This is a genomic window from Shewanella eurypsychrophilus, assembly GCF_007004545.3.
Taxonomy (GTDB): Bacteria; Pseudomonadota; Gammaproteobacteria; order Enterobacterales; family Shewanellaceae; genus Shewanella; species Shewanella eurypsychrophilus.
The window spans coordinates 4854966-4875960 of sequence record NZ_CP045503.2; the positions used below are offsets into that span (position 1 = coordinate 4854966).

At 43.5% G+C, this 20995-nt stretch carries 20 protein-coding genes; all 20 read left to right on the forward strand.

All coding sequences use genetic code 11. The features are described 5' to 3' along the window. The first annotated feature begins 191 nt into the window (after window positions 1-191). The 20 genes from FM038_RS20785 (at window position 192) to FM038_RS20880 (ending at window position 20861) form a co-directional block, all read left to right on the forward strand. Window positions 192-1115: an LpxL/LpxP family Kdo(2)-lipid IV(A) lauroyl/palmitoleoyl acyltransferase gene (locus FM038_RS20785; RefSeq protein WP_142871378.1), complete on the forward strand. Its 924-nt coding sequence runs from the start codon at window positions 192-194 to the stop codon at window positions 1113-1115. Between the two features lie 247 nt (window positions 1116-1362). After that, complete coding sequence (locus FM038_RS20790) at window positions 1363-3651, forward strand: nitric-oxide reductase large subunit (protein WP_142871377.1); 2289 nt, start codon at window positions 1363-1365, stop codon at window positions 3649-3651. Window positions 3652-3872: 221 nt separating this feature from the next. Continuing rightward, a complete protein-coding gene (gene norR, locus FM038_RS20795) occupies window positions 3873-5423 on the forward strand; it encodes a nitric oxide reductase transcriptional regulator NorR (protein WP_142871376.1) in 1551 nt (516 codons plus the stop codon). Window positions 5424-5505: 82 nt separating this feature from the next. Then, on the forward strand, window positions 5506-6951 hold the full coding sequence (locus FM038_RS20800) for a M16 family metallopeptidase (RefSeq protein WP_142871375.1): 1446 nt from the start codon (window positions 5506-5508) through the stop codon (window positions 6949-6951). Further along, window positions 6948-8549 (forward strand): M16 family metallopeptidase, encoded by a 1602-nt coding sequence (locus FM038_RS20805; protein WP_142871374.1) that lies wholly within the window; start codon window positions 6948-6950, stop codon window positions 8547-8549. Before FM038_RS20800 ends, FM038_RS20805 begins: the two co-directional genes overlap by 4 nt. A 410-nt stretch (window positions 8550-8959) precedes the next feature. Continuing rightward, complete coding sequence (locus tag FM038_RS20810) at window positions 8960-9592, forward strand: response regulator transcription factor (RefSeq protein ID WP_142871373.1); 633 nt, start codon at window positions 8960-8962, stop codon at window positions 9590-9592. Window positions 9593-9706: 114 nt separating this feature from the next. Then, entirely contained in the window at window positions 9707-9979 is a 273-nt protein-coding gene (locus tag FM038_RS20815; protein ID WP_142871372.1) for a Flp family type IVb pilin, read from the forward strand. Window positions 9980-10040: 61 nt separating this feature from the next. Beyond that, entirely contained in the window at window positions 10041-10343 is a 303-nt protein-coding gene (locus FM038_RS20820) for a Flp family type IVb pilin (protein WP_419555604.1), read from the forward strand. Window positions 10344-10462: 119 nt separating this feature from the next. Continuing rightward, complete coding sequence (locus tag FM038_RS20825) at window positions 10463-11914, forward strand: Tad domain-containing protein (protein WP_223292933.1); 1452 nt, start codon at window positions 10463-10465, stop codon at window positions 11912-11914. After that, complete coding sequence (locus tag FM038_RS20830; protein ID WP_142871370.1) at window positions 11914-12783, forward strand: hypothetical protein; 870 nt, start codon at window positions 11914-11916, stop codon at window positions 12781-12783. The genes FM038_RS20825 and FM038_RS20830 overlap by 1 nt, the downstream gene beginning before the upstream one ends. A 3-nt stretch (window positions 12784-12786) precedes the next feature. After that, window positions 12787-13461, forward strand: coding sequence for a hypothetical protein (locus FM038_RS20835; RefSeq protein WP_142871369.1), 675 nt, complete (start codon window positions 12787-12789; stop codon window positions 13459-13461). A gap of 2 nt (window positions 13462-13463) precedes the next feature. Continuing rightward, the gene (locus tag FM038_RS20840; protein ID WP_142871368.1) at window positions 13464-13661 is read left to right on the forward strand and encodes a hypothetical protein; all 198 of its coding nucleotides are present in this window, start codon (window positions 13464-13466) and stop codon (window positions 13659-13661) included. A gap of 13 nt (window positions 13662-13674) precedes the next feature. Next, window positions 13675-14571, forward strand: a complete 897-nt coding sequence (cpaB, locus tag FM038_RS20845) for a Flp pilus assembly protein CpaB (protein ID WP_142871367.1) — start codon at window positions 13675-13677, stop codon at window positions 14569-14571. After that, complete coding sequence (locus tag FM038_RS20850) at window positions 14568-15878, forward strand: type II and III secretion system protein family protein (RefSeq protein WP_142871366.1); 1311 nt, start codon at window positions 14568-14570, stop codon at window positions 15876-15878. Before cpaB ends, FM038_RS20850 begins: the two co-directional genes overlap by 4 nt. Window positions 15879-15887: 9 nt before the next feature. Further along, window positions 15888-17621 (forward strand): TadA family conjugal transfer-associated ATPase, encoded by a 1734-nt coding sequence (locus tag FM038_RS20855; protein ID WP_142871365.1) that lies wholly within the window; start codon window positions 15888-15890, stop codon window positions 17619-17621. Then, complete coding sequence (locus FM038_RS20860; protein WP_142871364.1) at window positions 17614-18465, forward strand: type II secretion system F family protein; 852 nt, start codon at window positions 17614-17616, stop codon at window positions 18463-18465. The genes FM038_RS20855 and FM038_RS20860 overlap by 8 nt, the downstream gene beginning before the upstream one ends. Before the next feature lie 9 nt (window positions 18466-18474). Further along, on the forward strand, window positions 18475-19338 hold the full coding sequence (locus FM038_RS20865; protein WP_142871363.1) for a type II secretion system F family protein: 864 nt from the start codon (window positions 18475-18477) through the stop codon (window positions 19336-19338). A 1-nt stretch (window position 19339) separates the two neighbouring features. Then, window positions 19340-19684, forward strand: coding sequence for a DUF192 domain-containing protein (locus tag FM038_RS20870; RefSeq protein WP_142871362.1), 345 nt, complete (start codon window positions 19340-19342; stop codon window positions 19682-19684). Further along, window positions 19672-20175: a tetratricopeptide repeat protein gene (locus FM038_RS20875; protein WP_142871361.1), complete on the forward strand. Its 504-nt coding sequence runs from the start codon at window positions 19672-19674 to the stop codon at window positions 20173-20175. Before FM038_RS20870 ends, FM038_RS20875 begins: the two co-directional genes overlap by 13 nt. Next, window positions 20172-20861, forward strand: coding sequence for a TadE/TadG family type IV pilus assembly protein (locus FM038_RS20880; protein ID WP_223292934.1), 690 nt, complete (start codon window positions 20172-20174; stop codon window positions 20859-20861). The genes FM038_RS20875 and FM038_RS20880 overlap by 4 nt, the downstream gene beginning before the upstream one ends. Window positions 20862-20995: the final 134 nt, after the last annotated feature.

Below are 20995 nucleotides of genomic sequence, written 5' to 3' on the forward strand. Positions count from 1 at the left end.
CATCATCTTAATCAAACGATTAAACTGCCATTAAAATCAACAGAACACTTAACCATTATTGGATGGATAATAAAATGATGAATTAATTTTACAGCTATCCCCACTCACATTGGAGTAAGCTAGAATATTTCCACCATCATTGACTAACTTACGTTAGAATAATAGGTCTTTTCAAATTCTAGAGTCTCAACGTGGTAGAAAAAGCCCAATTTTCGACACATTTATATCATCCAAAATATTGGCTCCTTTGGCTCGGTGTAGGCTTGATGCGCCTGACACAACTACTGCCTCTATCGATACAGATGAAACTAGGAAGTCTTATCGGGCGCTTAGCTAAAGCCGTCATGGGCAGTCGTGTGCACACTGCCAAACGTAATTTGGAACTTTGCTTCCCAAAGATGAGCGAAGTAGAACGACAAGACTTGCTGACGCGTAATTTTGAAGAAACCGGTAAGGCCATCTTCGATACCATCAACGCCTGGTGGTGGTCGGATGCTAAGATTCAACGCCACATGAGCATAAAAGGCCAAGAGCATGTCGAAAAGACACTCGATGACGGCCATGGCGTTATCCTGTTCGCCGTGCATTGTCTGCCGCTGGAGATGGGCGCACGAATTTTCGGTCAGTTTCAGCCTGGTGTGGGCGTCTATCGCCCCCATAATAATGCCGTTATGGAATACCTACAGGTACAAGGACGTCTACGCTCTAACAAAGCCTTAGTGCCTAAACGCGATCTACGTAAGATGGTTCGATGCTTAAGGAGTCCAGATGTTATCTGGTATACAGCAGATCAAGATTTTGGTCGCTCCAGTGCCACTTTCATCCCATTTTTTGCCATGCCAGATGCGGCTACTATCACAGGTGCAACCACTCTCGCACGTCTTGGAAAAGCAAAAGTATTGCCCTTTAGCGTGGTTCGTAACAAGGACGATAGAGGCTATAGCATTGAAATTTTTCCCCCTCTGGATAATTTCCCCGGCGAAGATGAAGTTGCCGATGCTAAGCGAGGCAATAAAATTATCGAAGAGATTATTAACCGCGAACCTAGTCAATATATGTGGCTACATCGCCGCTTCAAGACGCGTCCAAATAATGACGATCCTTCGGTCTATTAAACAAGAGAATGCTCAGTAGTTCACCTACTGGGCACTAGCTTTCGAGAAAAAGTCCTCAACTAATACCAGTCGGTACAACAGTCAAAATGACACTCAGTGTCATGATGACCGCATAAGTCATTGTCACAATGACATGCGGAAAGACTTTTAATGCAATAACCTGAATAATATAAACAACTTAAAAACATGGAACGGTTAATGCTATTCCTCCTGCGCCTGAATAAAAATTACCGCGCTAAGAGGATTTATGAGCAAACTAAAATTAACCGCAATTGCACTCATCGCAGTGCTTATTGCATCCTTCACTGTACTGCTCAGTTTAGGGAGTGATATTTATCGTGAAAAACCACCGATCCCCATGGCGTTCGTTAACGTCAATGGACAAACATTATTTAGTAAAGATGATGTAGAGCAGGGGCAACTTGTTTGGCGTTCAATGGGGGGACATCAACTAGGTTCAATATGGGGGCATGGTTCATACGTCGCTCCCGACTGGACTGCAGACTGGTTACACCGTGAAGCGCAGGCTTGGTTAAATATCACAGCAGAGCAGCGTTTTCAAAAAGATTTTACCTCCCTATCAAGTGAACAACAGGCGGGTCTAGAGCAGCTTTTACGTGAAGATATGCGACATAACACTGTAGTGACTCATGCCGATGACACCACACTAGTCACCCTTTCTTCGACACGCATTGCAGCCATTAAGACAATCTGTCAGCACTATCTATCACTCTTTGGCGACGATCCACAGCTCTCCACGCTCAGGGAGCAGTACGCAATGAAAGAGGGCACAGTCCCTAGTCTTGAGCGCCGAGAAAAACTCAATGCATTTTTGTTTTGGGGAGCATGGGCGGCGATAACAGAACGCCCAGATCAAAATTATACCTATACCAACAACTGGCCATTCGACCCGCAATTGGGCAATACGCCAACGTCGAGCAATATTGTCTGGTCAATCCTAAGTATCGTCAGCTTGATCGCGGGTATCGGCGGACTCGTCTGGTACCATGCAGCGGGTAAACATGAATCCCTTCCTGAGCCTGCAGCTCAAGATCCACTTTTTTTTAAGAAGCCATTACCTTCACAAAAAGCGGTAGGTAAATACTTTGTCACCGCAATCGGTCTATTTTTGCTACAAATACTGCTCGGTGGATTAACGGCTCACTACGCTGTAGAGGGGCAATCATTTTACGGCTTCCCATTGGCTGAAATTCTCCCCTATTCAGTGACTCGAACTTGGCATACTCAACTGGCAGTATTTTGGATCGCGACCACTTGGTTAGGCACAGGCCTATATGTTGCGTCGGCACTATCTGGACACGAGCCTAAATATCAACGCCTTGGCGTTAATGTGCTGTGGGCTGCTTTGGTTGTGGTAGTACTTGGCTCAATGGCTGGTGAATGGATTGGTGTACAGCAATACTTTGATTTAGACATGAATTTCCTCTTTGGTCATCAAGGATATGAGTACATAGATCTTGGCCGCGTATGGCAGATCCTGCTACTTGGTGGACTATTAATTTGGCTTGCACTCGTTACTGCTGCCATCAAGCCTGCACTCAATAAACAAGGCGATATGGCACCCGTCATTTGGGTACTCTATGCCTCTTGTGTGGCTATCGGTCTGTTCTACGGCGCAGGTCTGTTCATGGGCAAGCACACCAACTTAGCTATCGCGGAATACTGGCGTTGGTGGGTGGTTCATTTGTGGGTTGAAGGCTTCTTCGAAACCTTCGCCACATCAGTTATCGCACTTATGCTTGTCCGTCTAGGGCTTATCAGGACACGCAGCGCCAACGCTGCAGTGCTCTTCACTACGCTTATCTTCCTCACTGGTGGATTAATCGGAACCTTGCATCACCTGTATTTTACTGGAGCACCGACTTCAGTGATTGCTTGGGGCGCAATGTTCTCAGCCTTAGAGGTCGTACCGTTAGCTATCATAGGTTATGAAGCGGTTGAAAGTTACCGTCTGCGTCAAGCAGCACCTTGGATGATCCGTTATAAATGGGCCATCATGTTCTTCGTTGCCACCGCATTCTGGAATCTTTTCGGTGCTGGAGTACTTGGCTTCCTGATTAACCCACCTATCTCACTGTATTTTGTACAGGGGCTGAACACCACTGCAACCCATGCTCACGGTGCATTTATGGGTGTATACGGCATGCTAGGTATTGGCTTAATGTTGTTCTGCATGCGAGGTCTTACCGGGCAAATGCAGTGGAATGAAAAGTACCTTAAAGGTGCATTTTGGACACTCAATATCGGTTTGATGGCCATGATAGTGATGTCACTGCTACCTGTCGGTATCGTGCAGTTTTTTGCTGTTATCGAAAATGGCTACTGGTTTGCCCGCTCACCTGAAGTGATCCACAGTCCACTCATCGAGACTCTGGTTTGGATGCGTGTTCCTGGCGATATAATCTTCGGTCTAGGCGGCCTGTTTATGGGGCTATTCTTCTTCGATATCATCAAGAAGGCCATAGGTAAGCGCACCACAATCGACGACAATGAAGAGCTATCGGCTAACGCATAGATAGTGCTAACCATACAGAGGGGCCTTGGCCCCTCTTATACAATCGGTATTATCCCCTTCAAGCCCATCTATTCACAATAAACCAACGCTGCCTGCGCATAAATAACAAAAACTTGTCATAGCGCAATATTCCAACTGTCATATTGACATAGTATCAATATGACAATGCACACCTGTTTGCTTTGAATTCGATTGCCAAACAAACCGCTTTAGGAGTCTATATGGCCTTGAGTCAAACTGAATTAACCCATATCGCCTTAGATATTACTTCTGGACTATCTAACCGAGATCGATTTTCAAGACTGCTCGACATCATAAGACAAAACCTCCACTGCGATGCTGCCGCCTTGTTAGCCTTTCAGGGCGGGCTATTTACCCCATTAGCCATAGATGGGCTCAATGCTGATGTATTGGGAAGGCGTTTTCTTGTCAATGAGCACCCAAGATTAGAAGCCATTGCCCGCGCTGGGGATATTGTCAGATTCCCCTCCGATAGCACACTGCCCGACCCCTATGACGGCTTGATCCCCAATCAGGGAGATGAGCTTAAGGTCCATGCTTGTATCGGTCTGCCTCTGTTTGCCAGTGAACATCTTATCGGCGCCATCACCATAGATGGCTTCGACCCGCTACAATTTGATAAGTTTACAAACGGTGAATTAAGAAGCTTAAGTGCCATCGCCGCAGTCTCACTCAATAATGCCTTGATGATCGATAGATTAGAGAAACTGGCGGCACAATCTCAAGACTCACCTCCAGCAATGCGGGTAGGCATAGACACCAACACAGATGTAGAGATCATCGGCCAGTCAGAGATCATGCAATCACTGCACAATGAAATAAAGGTCGTCGCAGACACAGATCTCAACGTGTTGATCTTAGGTGAGACTGGCACAGGCAAGGAGCTCGTCGCTAAAGCTGTACATCAGGGCTCTGAGCGTAAAGACATGCCATTGGTATATCTCAACTGTGCGGCTTTACCCGAATCCATCGCAGAGAGTGAACTCTTTGGCCACGTCAAAGGCGCATTTACCGGTGCTATCAGTAATCGCAGTGGCAAGTTTGAATTGGCCGATAAGGGGACACTGTTTCTCGATGAAATTGGCGAACTGCCACTGACACTACAATCTAAATTACTACGTGTATTGCAGTACGGCGATCTGCAAAAGATCGGTGACGATCGCAGTCGTAAAGTCGATGTTCGCATCATTGCCGCCACCAATAAAGATCTCAAACAAGAGGTGTTAGCGGGACGTTTTCGTGCCGACCTCTACCATAGACTCAGCGTTTTTCCTCTTCTGGTACCAGCTCTGAAAGAGCGAGACGATGATATAACCCTATTGAGCGGCTATTTTGTCGAGAGATGCAGGCAGAAATTAGGCATAAAAACCCTAAGCTTAAGCCCTGCCAGCCTGAGCCTGCTCAAGCGGTATCAATGGCCTGGTAATGTCAGAGAGCTAGAGCATGTCCTTCATCGCGCCGCCGTATTGGCTAAGTCACAATCTCGAGGTGAACTGTGCCAGATCTCCCCTCTTCATCTCGATCCTATCATGCCCGCAGAGGAGCAAGGCTATACGCCTCAAAGCAATAATAAACACAATCAGTTTGAAATAGGCGATCACAGCCTCAAAGATGCAATCGACGAATTTCAATCTCAATATATCAGGCAGGCATTAGCCGAAAATGAGGGACAATGGGCCGCTACCGCACGAAAATTAAAGTTAGACTCGGGCAACCTACACCGATTAGCAAAACGTCTGCGGTTGAAATAAGTTTAAACTGAAAATTAAGCGCTAGCTCTGCGAGACAAAAAACTGTTATAAAATAGTTATAGCAGCCAGATAAAGCGATAAAATGAAAACGGATTTTTATTTAAAATATTATTTTGCAACCAGTTTAAGCCTCCTTCTAGGTATAGGCTTACTATGCCAAAGTGCCATAGCAAAACAGCTAGATCTTGACCAGATGGCATTACCTCTCTATCAGGTAGAACGAGAGATCCGTTACCATCAGCTAGACAATGGCCTTCAGCTTAGAGTATTGCCTTTTGCATCAGGACAGAGCGTATCGCTTGCCAGTCAGTTCAGCGTAGGCTCTCGTGACGAAAAAACGGGCCAAACAGGTTACGCTCACCTTTTTGAACATATGTTGTTCAAAGGAAGTAAAAACGCCCCCGGTGACAGCTACGCGCAAACCATGAGTTCACTCAGCGGGCAATTTAATGCCTCGACCTTTTTCGATTACACTAACTATTACCTCACCTTACCCTCTGAAGCACTCGAACTCGCCCTATGGCTAGAGGCCGATCGCTTCATTCGTCCCGCATTAACCGCTGAAACCGTAAAGAATCAACAAGCAACGGTTTTAGAGGAGATGGCCACTAGCATAGATAATCAGCCCTATGTACGCCAAGCGATGGAGTTTCTTTTAGAGCAAGCCAAAGGCACTGCCTATCAACACGCCGTTATCGGATCTAAACAGGATATAGCGAGCTCCACGCCTGAGAGCCTAAACCTATTTCATCAACAACATTATCGCCCCGATGCCATGCAACTTAGCATTGTCGGTCAAATCCCCGAGAATACTCAGCATTGGGTTGAGACTCAGTTTGGTACATGGAGTCAACCAGCAACACCATTGGCACAACATCAGCACCTTAGCTTTGACAATAAGCCAGTCAAGGGTGAGATAGTAGACAGTCGCGGCCCTTGGCCTGCATTACTGCTTGCCTGGCATACCGTCGGACAAGCACATAAAGATGCTGCAGCAATATCGTTACTTGAAGCTTACTTATTCCAAAATAGAAATAGCATCATTAAACAGAGCGGCCTAAATGATCCTGAGCAACTACTCACTTATTCAATTCCACTGTCTATGGAACATATGGGCGTCACCAATCTAGTCATGGTACCCAGAGCCAAAACTTCATTAAACCAACTCGCTAAGAATGTTGAGCAGATGATTGCAGCAATAAACAACCGAGGAATAACTGATAGCGATCTAGTTCAATTGAAGGCTCAATGGCTCAACCTCAAACTAAGACAACTAGATAGCCCCTCCCTATTGGCAAGATCTCTGTCGGCAACATTAGCTCAAGATCAACTAACTCCTCTGACTGGCCCTTGGGAACGAATTAATGCCGTTACCACTGCAGACATGCAACGCGTGTCTCAAAGCTACTTCAATCAAGGATATGTCAGGCTAGACCTATTACCCCCCTGGTATATAAGATGGGGGAAAGCCATGCTCGAATGGCTGCCGAACTCTCTGACCGATAGCTTAGAGGATTGGGTATTATGATATTTTTAAAACCGCCAAAGGTTAAGACTTTATCTTTATTCCCTTTGTTATCAATCATGGTATTGATGCTAGGTTGCCAGCAAACAAAGTTAGTATTCACTGACAAAAAAGAGCCCGTAACACCGGTATTTAATCAGCTAGAAGGTGCGCCGCAAGTTCAGTCCAGTGTTGAGTTGGCATCACATAGTGATATCGAGTCCTGGACACCGGAAACTCTGTCGATTTCAGCAGAATTTAGCTTGCACCTCTTTCCCAAAAGCCCGTCTGAACTCAACTATGTAGAGCTTGTACTGATAAACCCTAACAAGCCCTTTAACAACATAGATATTCTCAGTGCTGCGCTCAACGAGCGTGCGCTCTGGCTAGCGGATCAGTATCCAATCTCCTGTATTGAGAGCCTAGGTGTAAATGCAAGAATGCATAGCATTAGCCTTAAAATGGCCTGCCCCGCCCATGAGGTCCCACAAGCATTAAACATTCTTGCCAATAGCTGGAGTCATTCTGCATTTGAGCAAATTGATCTAGAAAATATCCAAAGAAAACTAAAACTCAACAAGCATATCAATGCTTATAGCGGTGCAGAAATTGACAAAGTTTGGGCCAGAATAATCTTAGGCAAGTCTCATCCTTATAACCAGGCACTAGACAATCAAGACCTTCTGAATGAACTGAACATGGCGAGTCTATCTGAGCTTCAACAAAAGATAGGGACAGGGGCTAAATGGCACCTATTTATGTCGCAGCCTTCAAGTTTACAAATACCTGACGCACAAGACGCAAATTTATCCAAAAGAAATAAACTGATACAGCAAGCCACTAAGCTAGCTAAACAGCTAGAAAACAGATCAAGTATGGTTAAAGAGCAAAATACTACGGCATCCACGCTCCCAACAAGCAAAGAGGAGGTTAGTGATAATGGAAGTGATAGCCAGCCTTATATCAACACAGGTAAAATCATCTATCTAATCGATGCCCCTGGGGCCGTTCAGACGCAGGTGAGAGTGGGATATAGACTGCCACTTTCAGCTTCTGATACAGATCCTCTCAAGAGTGAAATATCACTTAGCGATCCCTTAAACTGTCAGCTACTTGCCAGTTGGTTGGGACGTAGTTTCTCCGGTCGCCTCTACTACGATCTCAGAGAAAAGCGAGGACTCACCTATGGCATTTACGGCCGTTGTTTCGATAACCCCCAAGCTCGTACGCTGAAATTTTATGGCAGCACGCAACTACAACACACGGGGGCCTTCGTCTCTGGCATCCTAGATCACCTTCAACTCACCACAGAGCAAGGTATAGGTAGCCAAGAGCTAGAAGCCCTTAAGACCTATGAGAAAAGTAAGTACGCACTCACAATGCAGTCTCAGCACTCAATGAAAACACAATACATTAACCAATTATCCCTAGGCCGTAATAATAAAGAGCTCATCATAAACCAAGCCAGGATCCAAAAGTTAGACTCGGTCACATTGAAAGAAATTGCCAAGCTGAACTTCAGCTCACCACCTTTTATTGTGCTTAGAGGCGATGCAGATAAAATTCGACAAGATCTAGCAGATAAACTGCCTAGCTGGAATATTCAAACTATTGAGCCATAAAAATAACAGAATAAAACCCTATCACTTATCTGTGACATCCAAAAACAAATAGTGAAAACCCTCCATGGATTAGTCACTTACATTCACACATTACAATATAAGATGACACGTACCACCTAATAAACAATATTTTCCACCCCATATTTTGATCTTTTAAATACATATCTAAAATCATAAAAAATAATAAAAAAACAAACTACAAATACTAAATCAGCCCAACAAAACAAACGTAACAAAATATTTACTACTTTAAACAGTAATTGTAAATTAAAGAACACTTGAAATTTTAACGGTACAATATCAAGTGATTTAAATATATAATGAGCTAAAAAAACAATAATAACATTTAAAGTAGTATCTTTATCCTAGTACAAAAGTATTACATCTAACAGATGTCATAAGGAAATGAAATGTATGATGGCGAAATATTCACTATCAATGGAAACTCTAGTAACTTTATAACCGCAAAAAGTGCTGCAGGCCTGCTAAACCTAAGCTTAAACAAGGATAAAAATCTTGTTCGGGCATGGTTAAACACGACTTCAAATACAAAAATATTACTGCACTTCATTGACTGCATGCAGAGCTATCTGCAACTGGTCGAATATGACTTATTTAAATCTGGGACTCATATAGCAATCTGCTCAACGTTAACCATTGAGGATGAGTTATTACTCATAGAGCATGGTTTCAATGCTGCATTGCTTTCAAATGAGAGCCCTTACACTCTGATAAAAAAAATGACCACTGTAATTGATGGCAATTTATGTTTTAGTAATGAAGCATGTTCACGGTTCATATTAAATACAAACAGAAGCCCTTTAAACAAAGATAGACTGACTCTTATATTTTCAACAACGAAGAAAGAAAAAGAAGTCATTAGCCTAGTTTGCAGTGGCATGAGTAATGAGCAAGTAGCCAACAAACTCAATGTGTCGATAAACACAATAAAAATGCATTTGCAAAACATTTATAAAAAGGCACAAATTAAGAATAGAGGACAGCTTCTTCTGACTTATGGTCAAAATTTTGTAGCACATTAATCCTACCCTTAAGGATATATATGTAACAAAATATTATCCATATGGGCAATTGAGGCATTTTCATACTTGTATAATATATCGACGATCATATTTTATATTTCAAGGAGAGAATGAATGTTAAACAATAAACAACGCGGTCAAGGTATGACCGAATATATTATTATCGTCGCACTGATCGCTGTTTCGGCTATCGGTGTATATAGCTTCTTCGGACAAACAATTCGTAACCAGGTAGCAGGTTTATCATCTGAGATGTCAGGTGTTGATTCCACCGCACAAATTACAGCAGCAAAAACCTCAGCGGTTGCTGCAACGAATGTTGCTAAAGAAGATTATAACTTGGGTAATTACAACGAAGCGGCCAATAAGAGTGCTTCAGGTAACTAACTACCTATAAAAGCAAGAAAAGGAGCTCTTTTCTTGCTTCTTTCACAAATGGATTTGAATGATGAAAAACCTCAATCATCAAGGTCAAGGCATGACCGAATACATCATTATTGTTGCCTTAATAGCCGTATCAGCAATCGGTGTCTATAGCTTCTTCGGACAAACAATCCGCAATCAAGTGGCAGGCTTAGCTTCAGAGATATCTGGAGTTGACTCCAGTGCACAAATCACTGCTGCAAAGGGCTCTGCAACACAGGCTACTACCCTTGCCAATAAAGATTATAACCTCGGCAATTACAATGAAGGTGCGAATAAAGCCAGTGGCGGTAACAGCGGCGGAACTGGTGGCGGCAGCGTAGACTAAGCCATTGATATATTTATAGATTTCACACCATTTATTAGTGTAATGAACAGTTACAATTCCAAATATCGCCAAGTTAACGCTCTATTTAAAGTGCATTTTTAGCACATGGAAGATACACAATGAAGCATGGACGTATGCTGACACGACATCAAGGCCAAGCTATGGTCTTGTCCTTAATTTTAATGTCGTTTGCATTGATGGTTGTAATTTTTAGCTTTAATGCCTCACAGCTAAATTTAAACAGTAGCAGATTACAAAATACCGCAGATAACACAGCTTACAGTATTGCCACCATTGCAGCCCGTGATTTCAATTTTAAGGCATATACCAATCGCGCTTCGGTTGCCAATCAAGTTGCGGTAGCACAAATGGTGGGGCTATCGTCTTGGTTTAACATGACCGACAAATTCGCTAAAAATGCCTGTGATACCCTATGTTGGGTTCCATACTTAGGGCAAGTCCTATCAGGAATCGAATCTGCAGTAGGTGCGATAAATAGTGTTGCCCAGCCAGTACTCGAAGCCTTAGTTTATGCTGAAGATGTCATCCTGCAGACCTTGGCAATGTCTCAACAAATTGTACATTATGCTGGCCTTACCTCTACTGTGATCACTGCTGATGACATAGTCAAAGCCAATGACCCTAAAGCTAAATTGGATCTAATGCAGAATCCACAAATGCTTAATGATGTCAGAAATGTATGGGTCAAATTTCAAAAAAGACATAGCAGAAGTAATCAGAATCAAAATCAAAATCAAAATCAGAATCAGAATCAACGAAGCCGTTCACAGAATAACTCCAGCCAATTTCAAGACTTCATTACCGTCTCGTTAGATTCTAGAGACTCTTTCAGTAAATCTCGTAGCTATAAACTCGGTTTCCCTTGGTCCTTTACCGCCTTTCCACTTCGATGGAAAACTTATAAGGCAGGTGGAAGTGAACTGATATCTAATGGCAACAATGAAGCTGAAACTTGGACATCTATGGATACCATCAGCTTTCATTTATCAAAATTCCGCTGCAGTTGGTCTGGATGTCGTTGGAGAGGCTACAATGAAATCCCGCTTGGCTGGGGCGCAACACGGTCAGATAACAGAGCAAATATAGAAAGAGTCGGTAACAATAGCTCTTGGGGAAGTAGCAGAAATAGAAATGGATGGGCCTCCCGTTATGCAGGCGATGATCAAGAAACACGGGGTGGCTATAACGGTGTCCAACCATTTTACGGCTTAGCCAATGGCGCCCAATCAAAAAACCAAACTGAAAATATTGCCGTTGTCATTTCAAAATCTCAAAATAATATTCGCACAAGCAGTACCGTAGACGTCGGTGAAGACAATACTAATCCGGCACAAAGTGAACAGATGTTGGGCGATAGAATGACAGCTATTTCTGCCGCAAAAGTCTACTATTCAAGACCTTATGATCTAATGATATCTTCATCTGCATGGCGAAGAAGTGATGGCCGTCATGAGTATGGCAACCTCTACAACCCCTTCTGGCAAACACGCTTATCAGACACCACAAATACTGAACGTAATGTCGTTTTAGCATTAACTAGGATGCTGTAATGCAATCTCCAGTTAATAAACAAGCCGGTCAAGCGCTAGTAGAAAGCGTGGTGGGCCTCACTTATGTCGTCATTCCACTGCTCATAATCTTGCCATTTATGGCAAAAATTGGCGGAGTACAGCATAAAGCTCAACAAGCCTCCCATTATTCAGCTTGGGAAAGAACCGTCTGGAAGGAGCGCAGACCCAGTAAGCTTCCCAGAAGAAGCGGGTTATATCTGGCTCAAAAAAGTGAACAAGATACAGCTAAACAGATCCCATGGCGGTTCTATCAAAATGATGGCAACAAACTGACCAGTCGAAACAGTAGCCAATGGGATTGGAACAAGAGTGTTCACCCAATATTGAGACATCAGACCCAACAGAATCAAAGCGCTGATACACTGCTTAAGTCTAATCAACAAACACCAGCAAATACTAACGTGCTTGATAGATTCACTCGCTCCCATTCGGGTGGTCGGCTACCAGGTGCAGTGGGCAGTGCTGTCGGCCGTGCTGTCGGACTGCTTTCATTCACCGGGTTTTCATTAGAGCGCGATCAGTTTTACCGCACAAGTATCAGTTCTAACATCCAAAATTTATACCTAGCGCCATTCGACAATTTAAACCTCAATATAAGCAGTAATAGCGCTTTACTCGCTTCTGGCTGGAATGCTGCAGGTCCTTATCATGTAAAAAATAGAGTTAAGAGGTTAGTACTTACCAACTACATGGATGTCAGCGTTATTCGTACCGCACAAAGCTTATTAGGCATCATCCCTTTTGGTAAAGAACTACGCCCAAGTAGGCTAAAACTGGGATATGTAGACCCAGACATTCTCCCTACCAACCGGCTCTGTACCTACGGCACAACCAATTGCGGAGGCTAATGAATGAAATTTCACTTACTGCTATCAAGCCTAATATTTTCAGCCACTACATATGCTTCAGATTGGCCTGAAATTGAATTTCCTGACACTGCGAAGGTAGAAGTGGTGGCGGATAGTATGAGATACCACGGCTACCCAATGAAAACCTGGGTGATGAACGACAAACAAAGCCAGATGATGACGGCAAATTTTTTTACACAACAATGGCAAGAAAACAGTGAGCGTTTTGATGCAAAAATGTTTAACGGCGATTACGTCATTAACAGTTTGCAGAGCCCTTACCTTCTCACTGCCCGTATCAGTAAAAACTATGATGGTGTTGTGACTTATGTCGGTATCACAAAAAATGTTGATGAATCTGAGCTCATTGACGCAAATCAAATCCAGTTTCCAAAGCCTAATGGCGCAAGGGTAATTTCTGACATTCAATCCCAAGATCTTTTCAAACTGGGTCGCACCTTAGTACTGAGTAGCCCTCAAAGCCTATCTGCTAGTTACCATTACTATCGCCGTCACTTTCAACAGAGAGGTTGGGCAGAAAACTCTGCCATTTTAGACACTCATGCAGGTAAAGCTGTGCTACAGATGAGCCAAGGAACAAACCTAATAGACATTAGCTTTAACAAGAAAAAATCAAAAGTTTACATTGTAGCCAATCAAGTCACGGAAGGACTTTAACGATGCATATTTCCACCAGAAAACTCAATATGAATGGCCAAGCAAGCGTCGAATACCTAGTGGTATGTTCAGCGCTTATTGCCGCACTATTAACCCCAATAGAGAACAATAACAACGTCATGGAACTTTGCCTTGACTCATTAAGAGACTGGTATACCGCATTTGCATACAGCAAATCATTGCCAACTCTGCCCAACTAAATTAGGTCTAACAATGCAAATAAAATCTATAGACTTCAACTGGGTTCTTCTCGTCATCGCTATTGTGCTTGGCTGTATCGCAGCTTGGGCGACAAAAAATTACTTCATCACTAAAGAGCAAGAGCTAAGAGCTGAGTTATCAAAAGATAATATCGTGATGGCTGATGTCGTGGTGGCAACGCAAGAACTAAGAAAAGGCGACATAGTCTCACAGCAAAATATGTCTGTTAGGCGGATCCAAGCCGACACCTTACCCCTTGATGCCCTTCACCCTAGAGACTTCGATAAAATCATGGGGCAAATGCTACTTGCACCTATCTCTCCAGGTCGCCCGTTAATGGCTAGCTACCTGCCAGGCCATAGAATTGAACAATTTTCCGATATGCTCAAAGAGGGTCAACGAGCGGTCACTATAAACATCGATGAAATTAACTCAACCGCAGGCATGTTGGTTCCTTCTGATCATATCGATCTCCTCCTATCCTTCAAAGAAGGTAGCGGCAGCGATGATCGCAATAAACTGCAATTATTACTGGAAGATATTACGGTACTGGCAACAGGTAAACACAGCATAGATGTCAACCCAGAGTTAGTAGACACGCTGTACGACAATCCAAATGCCTATGACACTGTCACCCTCGCTCTCAATGTTAATGATGCGGCAAGAGTCACACTAGCTAGAAAGAAAGGTAAGTTTATCACTTTTCTCCGTAATCAAAACGAAAGCCAGCCCCTTGAATTTGTCTCTCTTCACGAGGGTCAACTTTTTAATCAATCTGAAGATGCTTTAACGAGAGAAGTAGAGATTATTACTGGAGGTAACGGCATAAAAACATCGATTCAAGCCTACCCACTGCCTACTCAAATGTTAGAACAACTGAGCCAACTAAAGAATAAAGCAGCGCTATGAAGACTAATAACATCATTAAAATTATTTGGGTATGCCTATTCATCCCCTTCCTCAGTTTCGCCCATAACAATAAACCATTGAAGCTCTACGTCGGAGCTGTAGAGCTTTACAAAACCGCTAATGTTGAGCGAATTGTTGTTGGTAATGGAAACGTTGTCAGCGCCAAAGTGGTTGATAACAAAGGTGTTATTCTTATCGGGGAAGCCTCTGGAAACACAGATCTACAACTATGGCAAAAAGACGGTAAATTAATCAAGCTCAGTATCACAGTCACCAACGACAACAGCTTGCGGACCACTGACAAAGTAAAACAGATGCTGGCAGCATTCCCTTCTTTAAAAGTGACCGAAAGCGATGGCCTCATCGTCGTACAAGGTGAAGCCGACCTAGCATTGAAACAGCAGTTAGAGAAGATTATTGATGAAGCCCCAAATGTTGTCTCTCTCGTAAAATATTTACGATTCGCCAAAGCGTTAGCTCCCATGGTCAAGATGCAGGTCAAAATTGTGGAATTTAATAAATCAACACTCAACAACGTCGGCATCAAATGGGACACCGCCATGTCAGGACCCGCTTTCGGTGCCGCAAAGGCCTTTAGTGCTAACCCCATCTTCAGCGTGGCTTCACCGGGACAATATGCCGATGCCATTGGTGGTGCAATCACTGACAGTATTGGTGTCTTAGATACTCGAGGTTGGAACTATTTTGGCATAGTTACCGGAATAGGCTCTCAAATCCAACTTCTTTCAGAAAAAGGCGATGCTCGTATGTTAGCCGAGCCTAACCTAACCACTCGTAGCGGTGAGTCAGCTAGCTTTCTAGCCGGCGGTGAATTTCCTATTCGCAGTATCAGCGGGCTTGGTGCAGTCGATGTCGAGTTTAAAGAATATGGCATAAAGCTCGATATTGAGCCTGTTGTTGATGAAAACCTCAATATCGTCAGTCGCGTCATGGCCGAAGTCAGTTCAATAGACCCTTCTGTGTCTATTGACGGTATTCCAGGCATGCTAACTCGCCGCACAGAATCAGTCATAAATGTAAAGAACAACGAAACCATTGTGATCTCAGGACTCGTCAACAGCGAAATGTCAAAAGTCGTCAATAAATTCCCATTCTTAGGTGACATTCCTATCTTAGGTGAATTATTTAAATCCAGAGACTTTAAAGATAACAAGACAGAGCTGGTCATCTTTGTCACGCCTACTGTTGTCTACCCGGGAGAGGAGAGCCATGACAAGCAGCTCGCTCGTGGTCAAGAGATGGCTATTGAAGCCAATGAACTCGAAGCATTTTATATCTTAGATTAGGAGAGCAAGATGTTTAACGTAGTCGTTAGCACCACAAAAGGTACCAAGGTAGGCGAATTCCAGTGTATTCACTCTCACTGTAAAATTGGCAAAGATCCTGAGCAACTTATTGTCTTAAGAGGCTTTAAGGTATCTAAGCACCACGCAGTTTTGACTCAGAATGATAAAGGTATCTTCATTCAAGATAACAAGAGCCGGACGGGTCTAAAAGTGAATGATGAGAAGACAGCCCAGTTTGGGCCTCTCACTCTCACGGATATGATTCAAGTCGGTGATTATCAGATACGGGTACACAGTACCGATCCTGAATTTTCTGCTCAGCCAGTGACCCAAGAACCAATAACAGACTCTCTCAAAACCGAATCGATAACTGATACTTCTCAAGAGAGTGCTGAGCCGCTTAAAGAGAACAGTAAAAAAACACAAAGCACGATACCGCTTCAGAGCGCTGCTCAGCTAGAGAGTATTAAAGTACGTAATGATTGGCGACGAAAAGTACACTCTGAACTACTAAAGCAGATGGACTTACGGCGAGTTAATGTCAATGAGATGAGTGATGTTGAGTTAAGGAGTCAAAGTGAGTCCTTGATTAATCAAATAATTTCCAGCTTTAAACTCCCTAAAGAGATTGAGATAGAGTCCTTAATCAAAGAAGTCCTCGACGAAACGATCGGCCTAGGGCCTCTGGAAGGGCTTCTTGCGGATATAGAGGTCACAGAGATCATGGTCAACAGTCACGACCAAATTTTCTATGAGAAAGCAGGCAAGCTTTACCTTTCCGATATTGCCTTCTCAGATGACCAAGCGGTACTAGGAGCGATCGAGCGAATAGTCACCCCGATAGGCAGACGTATCGATGAAAGCTCTCCTATGGTCGATGCTCGTTTAAAAGATGGATCTCGAGTCAATGCCGTTATTCCTCCACTCGCCTTAAAGGGCCCTTGTATTACTATTCGTAAATTTATGCAGCAGAGGCTGAATTGTAATGATTTAGTCAATTTTGGCTCGATGAATCATGCCATGGCAGAGTTTCTTGAAACCGCTGTTACTCAAAAACGAAATATTGTCATTTCCGGTGGTACAGGTTCAGGTAAAACCACTTTGCTCAACGTGCTATCAAATTTTATTCCCGATAATGAACGTATCGTCACCGTCGAGGATGCGGCAGAGCTGCAGTTATATCAGCCGAACCTTGTCTCACTAGAGGCACGGCCACCAAATCAGGAAGGAAAAGGGGCTATTGAAATTCGAGATCTGGTAAAAAACTGTTTACGAATGCGACCAGACCGTGTGGTGATTGGTGAGTGCCGAGGTGGAGAAGCACTCGATATGCTGCAAGCGATGAATACTGGCCACGATGGTTCATTAACCACCGCACACTCAAACTCTCCACGGGATTGTATTTCACGTTTAGAAGTCATGGTAATGATGGCCGGTATGGACTTGCCAGTACTAGCCATTCGCGAACAGATCACTTCAGCGGTTAATATCATAGTGCAGCAATCACGCTTTTCAGATGGCTCAAGGCGTGTCACTAGCATCTGTGAGGTCACGGGATTAGAAGGTAGCATTGTTCAACTGTCTGAAATATTTAAATTCGAACAAACCGGATTTAACGAAGAGGGCAAGGTTCAGGGTTACTACACAGCAACTGGTACTATGCCGGAGTTTTACGAGCAACTTCGTAAACAAGGAGTCAAAGTGAAACTCGATATCTTCGATAAGGAGGTAAGAGATGTCTAGTGCTATTTTTGCCGCTGTTTTTGCCTTTTTTGCGGTAGCAATTCTGGTCTGGGCACTTAAACACTTATCTGCAACCTTAGCCGTCAGGTATCAGGAAACTTTCACCTCATCGGCAAGAACCAACTTATTTGACATGTTTCTGTTTATTGAGCCACGTCAGCTTTTTTGGCTCAATATGATCACCTTACTGTCAGTGCCTTTCATAGTGAGAATATTTCTTGGTTCATGGATTGTCGGATTTATTATCAGCATCATTTTGGCCATTATCCCAAGATTCGCTTATAAATATCTGCACACCCGTCGACGTCGTAAATTTGTTCACCAACTGCCCGATGCCCTCAATATGATTGCTTCATCAATGCAATCAGGTGCCAACGTTAGCAGTGCCATTGAATTTATGGCTGAAGAGATGGAAGCCCCAATGAAACAGGAGTTTCAGCTATTTCAGCGCGAACAGCGTTTAGGGGTCGAGTTTAATACAGCCTTAGATAATATGCTCAAACGCATTCCGGAAGATGAGTTTCAACTAGTGACTGCAGGTATGCAAATATCCAGAGAGGTCGGTGGAAACTTAGCCGAAGTGTTACTCAGACTATCTTCAACCCTAAGAAGAAAAATTGAAATGGAAGGCAAGATTGATGCCCTCACCTCCCAAGGGAAAATGCAGGGTGTGGTAATGACCCTCTTACCCATCTTTATTGGCGCAGTCCTTTATCAGATGGAGCCCAGATCCATGGGCAGAATTTTCACCGAGCCTATGGGCTGGGCACTAATAGCATTGATAGTCATTATGCTCACCAGTGGCTATCTATCCATTCGCAAGATTGTCGCAATCGATGTATAGGTGATAAATATGGTTAATATCATTGTTAGCTTTTTTACTATCGCCATCATTTTTATGGCGGTTAGCTGTATCCGAATCTATCGCAAAGTTCCCAAGACTAATCGTGAATTTATGGATCCGCTATCACCAGGGCTCAAAATTCTTTGGCCATTAGTGAGACTGTTTGCTTTTTATATCAGTGAAAACCTTAGCGTTGACTATTTGGAAAGAACATCTAAAAAGTTACAGATCTCAGGCGTGTCATACATGATGACTGCAGAGCAATACTTTGCCATAAGAATTATCAGTACACTCTTCGCAATAACCTTAGCTTTTATCTGCTGTTTATTACTCGAAGATATCAATCTTAAATACCTATTTATTGCGGCATTATTCGGTTACTTCCTGCCCGTAATGACACTGAATGACCTGCGTAAGAAACGCCAAGGGCTTATCGTAAAATCCTTACCTGTCTATTTAGATTACCTGACCATGTCGATAGAAGCAGGGCTCAATATGACAGGCGCAATTGGACAAGCTGTAGATAGAGGGCCTGCTGGCCCGCTAAAGATTGAGTTCGATAAGGTTATTCGCGATATGCGAGCCGGTATGTCACGTGCTCAATCATTCAGAAATATGGCTGAACGGGTTCAAGTCACTGAAGTCAATAGTTTAGTCAGCGCCTTAGCACAATCTGAAAAAACAGGCGCAAGTTTAGGTCAAACATTAAGAGTGCAGTCAGACCAGCGCCGAGTAGAGCGTTTTCAGCGTGCTGAAAAAAAAGCACTGGAAGCACCTGTAAAGCTGGTATTCCCACTGGTCATTTTCATCTTTCCAGTGACCTTTATGATTTTAGCCTTCCCTATTGCAATGAAATTTATGTATGAGCTCTAACATGAAAAAAACACGTTTAACTAATCACAACGGCAATCACATTGAGCAAGTCTTTCTTGCAAACACTCCCTGGCTACGTCTCAGAGGCTTGCTTGGTAGAAAACGCTTAACCCATGAGCAAGGCATGTTAATCACGCCGTGTAACTCAGTGCATACCATAGGCATGAAATACCCGCTCGATATTGTCTACCTCAATAATAAAAATAAGGTGCTAAAAATCAAAAGGAACCTACAGCCTTGGCGCAGCAGTACCTGCAGAGGAGCGACCCAAGTATTAGAGCTGGCAGCAGGAAATACAAATAATAAGAATATAAATCAAGGAGATACTTTATCATGGCAAGATTGATACTGATAAGCCTATTGATGTTTAGCCTGCTTAGTCTTAGCGGATGTGCCTCTTCTCATAAAGAGGAGAAGCCTGAAGGCAATCAACAGATCATGACCCTGCAGGCAGAAGCTGAGCAAGCCTATAAAATGGCGCGGCTCGATCAAGCTGAGAGCTTATACCTGCAGGTGTTAACCAGTGTTCCCAACTATGCTCCAGCTTGGTTCAGGCTTGGAAACATCTATACTCGCACTGGCCGTCATGATGCGGCAATATCCGCCTATATGCGCTGCTTAGAGCTAGAGCCTGCCAATCAGAAAGCTTGGTATAACATGAGCTTGGTTAGAATAAAACAATCAACACAAGTGCTCACATCCGCAGCCAGACAAGGGGATAAAGATAGCCCTGTAGGTCGTCAAATCCAGGCACTGTTGCATGCGCTCAACACCATACAGAGTGAAACACATAAGCCAACCTTGAAAAATCTGCCTAGTGAGCAAGCAGCCAGATGAAAACAAGGCAACTAAGTCGCCAGCAAAAAGGCCAGAGCATGATGGAGTTTAATCTCGCGCTGCCTTTTTTAATGCCGATCATTCTCGTCGCTATGATGATGGTCGCCCAATGGGGATTTATTTACTCAAGTAAGAGCACATTAGATGCTGCAACCATGCAGGCAGTTAGAGCAGGCGCATTACACCACGGTAGCATCACTGAGATCCGTAAGGGCTTAGCTCACGGTATGATGCCATTGTTTGCTCATGGAACAGATATCAGTGACACAGTTGCTGCCGTTGTAAAATCTAAAATAGCGACTGGCATACAAAGCGAGATACGTATACTAAACCCAGATAATCAGGCGTTTAGTCAATTTAAAGTGCGCAGCAAATACCCCAATGGCTATATCTATGAGATCCCCAATAACAACTTAATGTACCGTAATCCAGCACTGAGAAGCGTCGGTAATAATCGTCAGTTAAACGTGCAAGATGCCAACTTATTACAAATTGAAGTTCGCTGGTGCCAAAAGCTCATCGTCCCCTTCGCCAACTATGTTATCGAAGAGATCGTCACCTCGGTGCTATACGCGCCAAGTTTGGACCAGATTGCTTGTAATGCACTTGGCGCAGCCACTGGAGATGCTTTTCTAGCACTCACCTCTCAAGGACTAATGCGCATGCAAACCCCTTTTCGGATGTAGCCACAAGGTCTATTAAAAGGCTAGGAAGCTAGGAAATAACTAACAGACGAACAAGCAATAAAAAGTACCAATAAGCACAAAAATTAGCGCTAAGAACTTTTATAGAATTGGAAAATTGGAAATTTATAGGGATA

Coding starts and splice junctions, on each gene's coding strand:
- FM038_RS20875 (WP_142871361.1), top strand. CDS start 19,672: ATGGCAAGATTGATACTGATAAGCCTATTGATGTTTAGCCTGCTTAGT.
- FM038_RS20855 (WP_142871365.1), top strand. CDS start 15,888: ATGTTTAACGTAGTCGTTAGCACCACAAAAGGTACCAAGGTAGGCGAA.
- FM038_RS20880 (WP_223292934.1), top strand. CDS start 20,172: ATGAAAACAAGGCAACTAAGTCGCCAGCAAAAAGGCCAGAGCATGATG.
- FM038_RS20800 (WP_142871375.1), top strand. CDS start 5,506: ATGAAAACGGATTTTTATTTAAAATATTATTTTGCAACCAGTTTAAGC.
- FM038_RS20820 (WP_419555604.1), top strand. CDS start 10,041: ATGAAAAACCTCAATCATCAAGGTCAAGGCATGACCGAATACATCATT.
- FM038_RS20810 (WP_142871373.1), top strand. CDS start 8,960: ATGTATGATGGCGAAATATTCACTATCAATGGAAACTCTAGTAACTTT.
- FM038_RS20825 (WP_223292933.1), top strand. CDS start 10,463: ATGAAGCATGGACGTATGCTGACACGACATCAAGGCCAAGCTATGGTC.
- FM038_RS20840 (WP_142871368.1), top strand. CDS start 13,464: ATGCATATTTCCACCAGAAAACTCAATATGAATGGCCAAGCAAGCGTC.
- FM038_RS20805 (WP_142871374.1), top strand. CDS start 6,948: ATGATATTTTTAAAACCGCCAAAGGTTAAGACTTTATCTTTATTCCCT.
- FM038_RS20865 (WP_142871363.1), top strand. CDS start 18,475: ATGGTTAATATCATTGTTAGCTTTTTTACTATCGCCATCATTTTTATG.
- FM038_RS20860 (WP_142871364.1), top strand. CDS start 17,614: ATGTCTAGTGCTATTTTTGCCGCTGTTTTTGCCTTTTTTGCGGTAGCA.
- FM038_RS20850 (WP_142871366.1), top strand. CDS start 14,568: ATGAAGACTAATAACATCATTAAAATTATTTGGGTATGCCTATTCATC.
- cpaB (WP_142871367.1), top strand. CDS start 13,675: ATGCAAATAAAATCTATAGACTTCAACTGGGTTCTTCTCGTCATCGCT.
- FM038_RS20815 (WP_142871372.1), top strand. CDS start 9,707: ATGTTAAACAATAAACAACGCGGTCAAGGTATGACCGAATATATTATT.
- FM038_RS20835 (WP_142871369.1), top strand. CDS start 12,787: ATGAAATTTCACTTACTGCTATCAAGCCTAATATTTTCAGCCACTACA.
- FM038_RS20870 (WP_142871362.1), top strand. CDS start 19,340: ATGAAAAAAACACGTTTAACTAATCACAACGGCAATCACATTGAGCAA.
- FM038_RS20790 (WP_142871377.1), top strand. CDS start 1,363: ATGAGCAAACTAAAATTAACCGCAATTGCACTCATCGCAGTGCTTATT.
- norR (WP_142871376.1), top strand. CDS start 3,873: ATGGCCTTGAGTCAAACTGAATTAACCCATATCGCCTTAGATATTACT.
- FM038_RS20830 (WP_142871370.1), top strand. CDS start 11,914: ATGCAATCTCCAGTTAATAAACAAGCCGGTCAAGCGCTAGTAGAAAGC.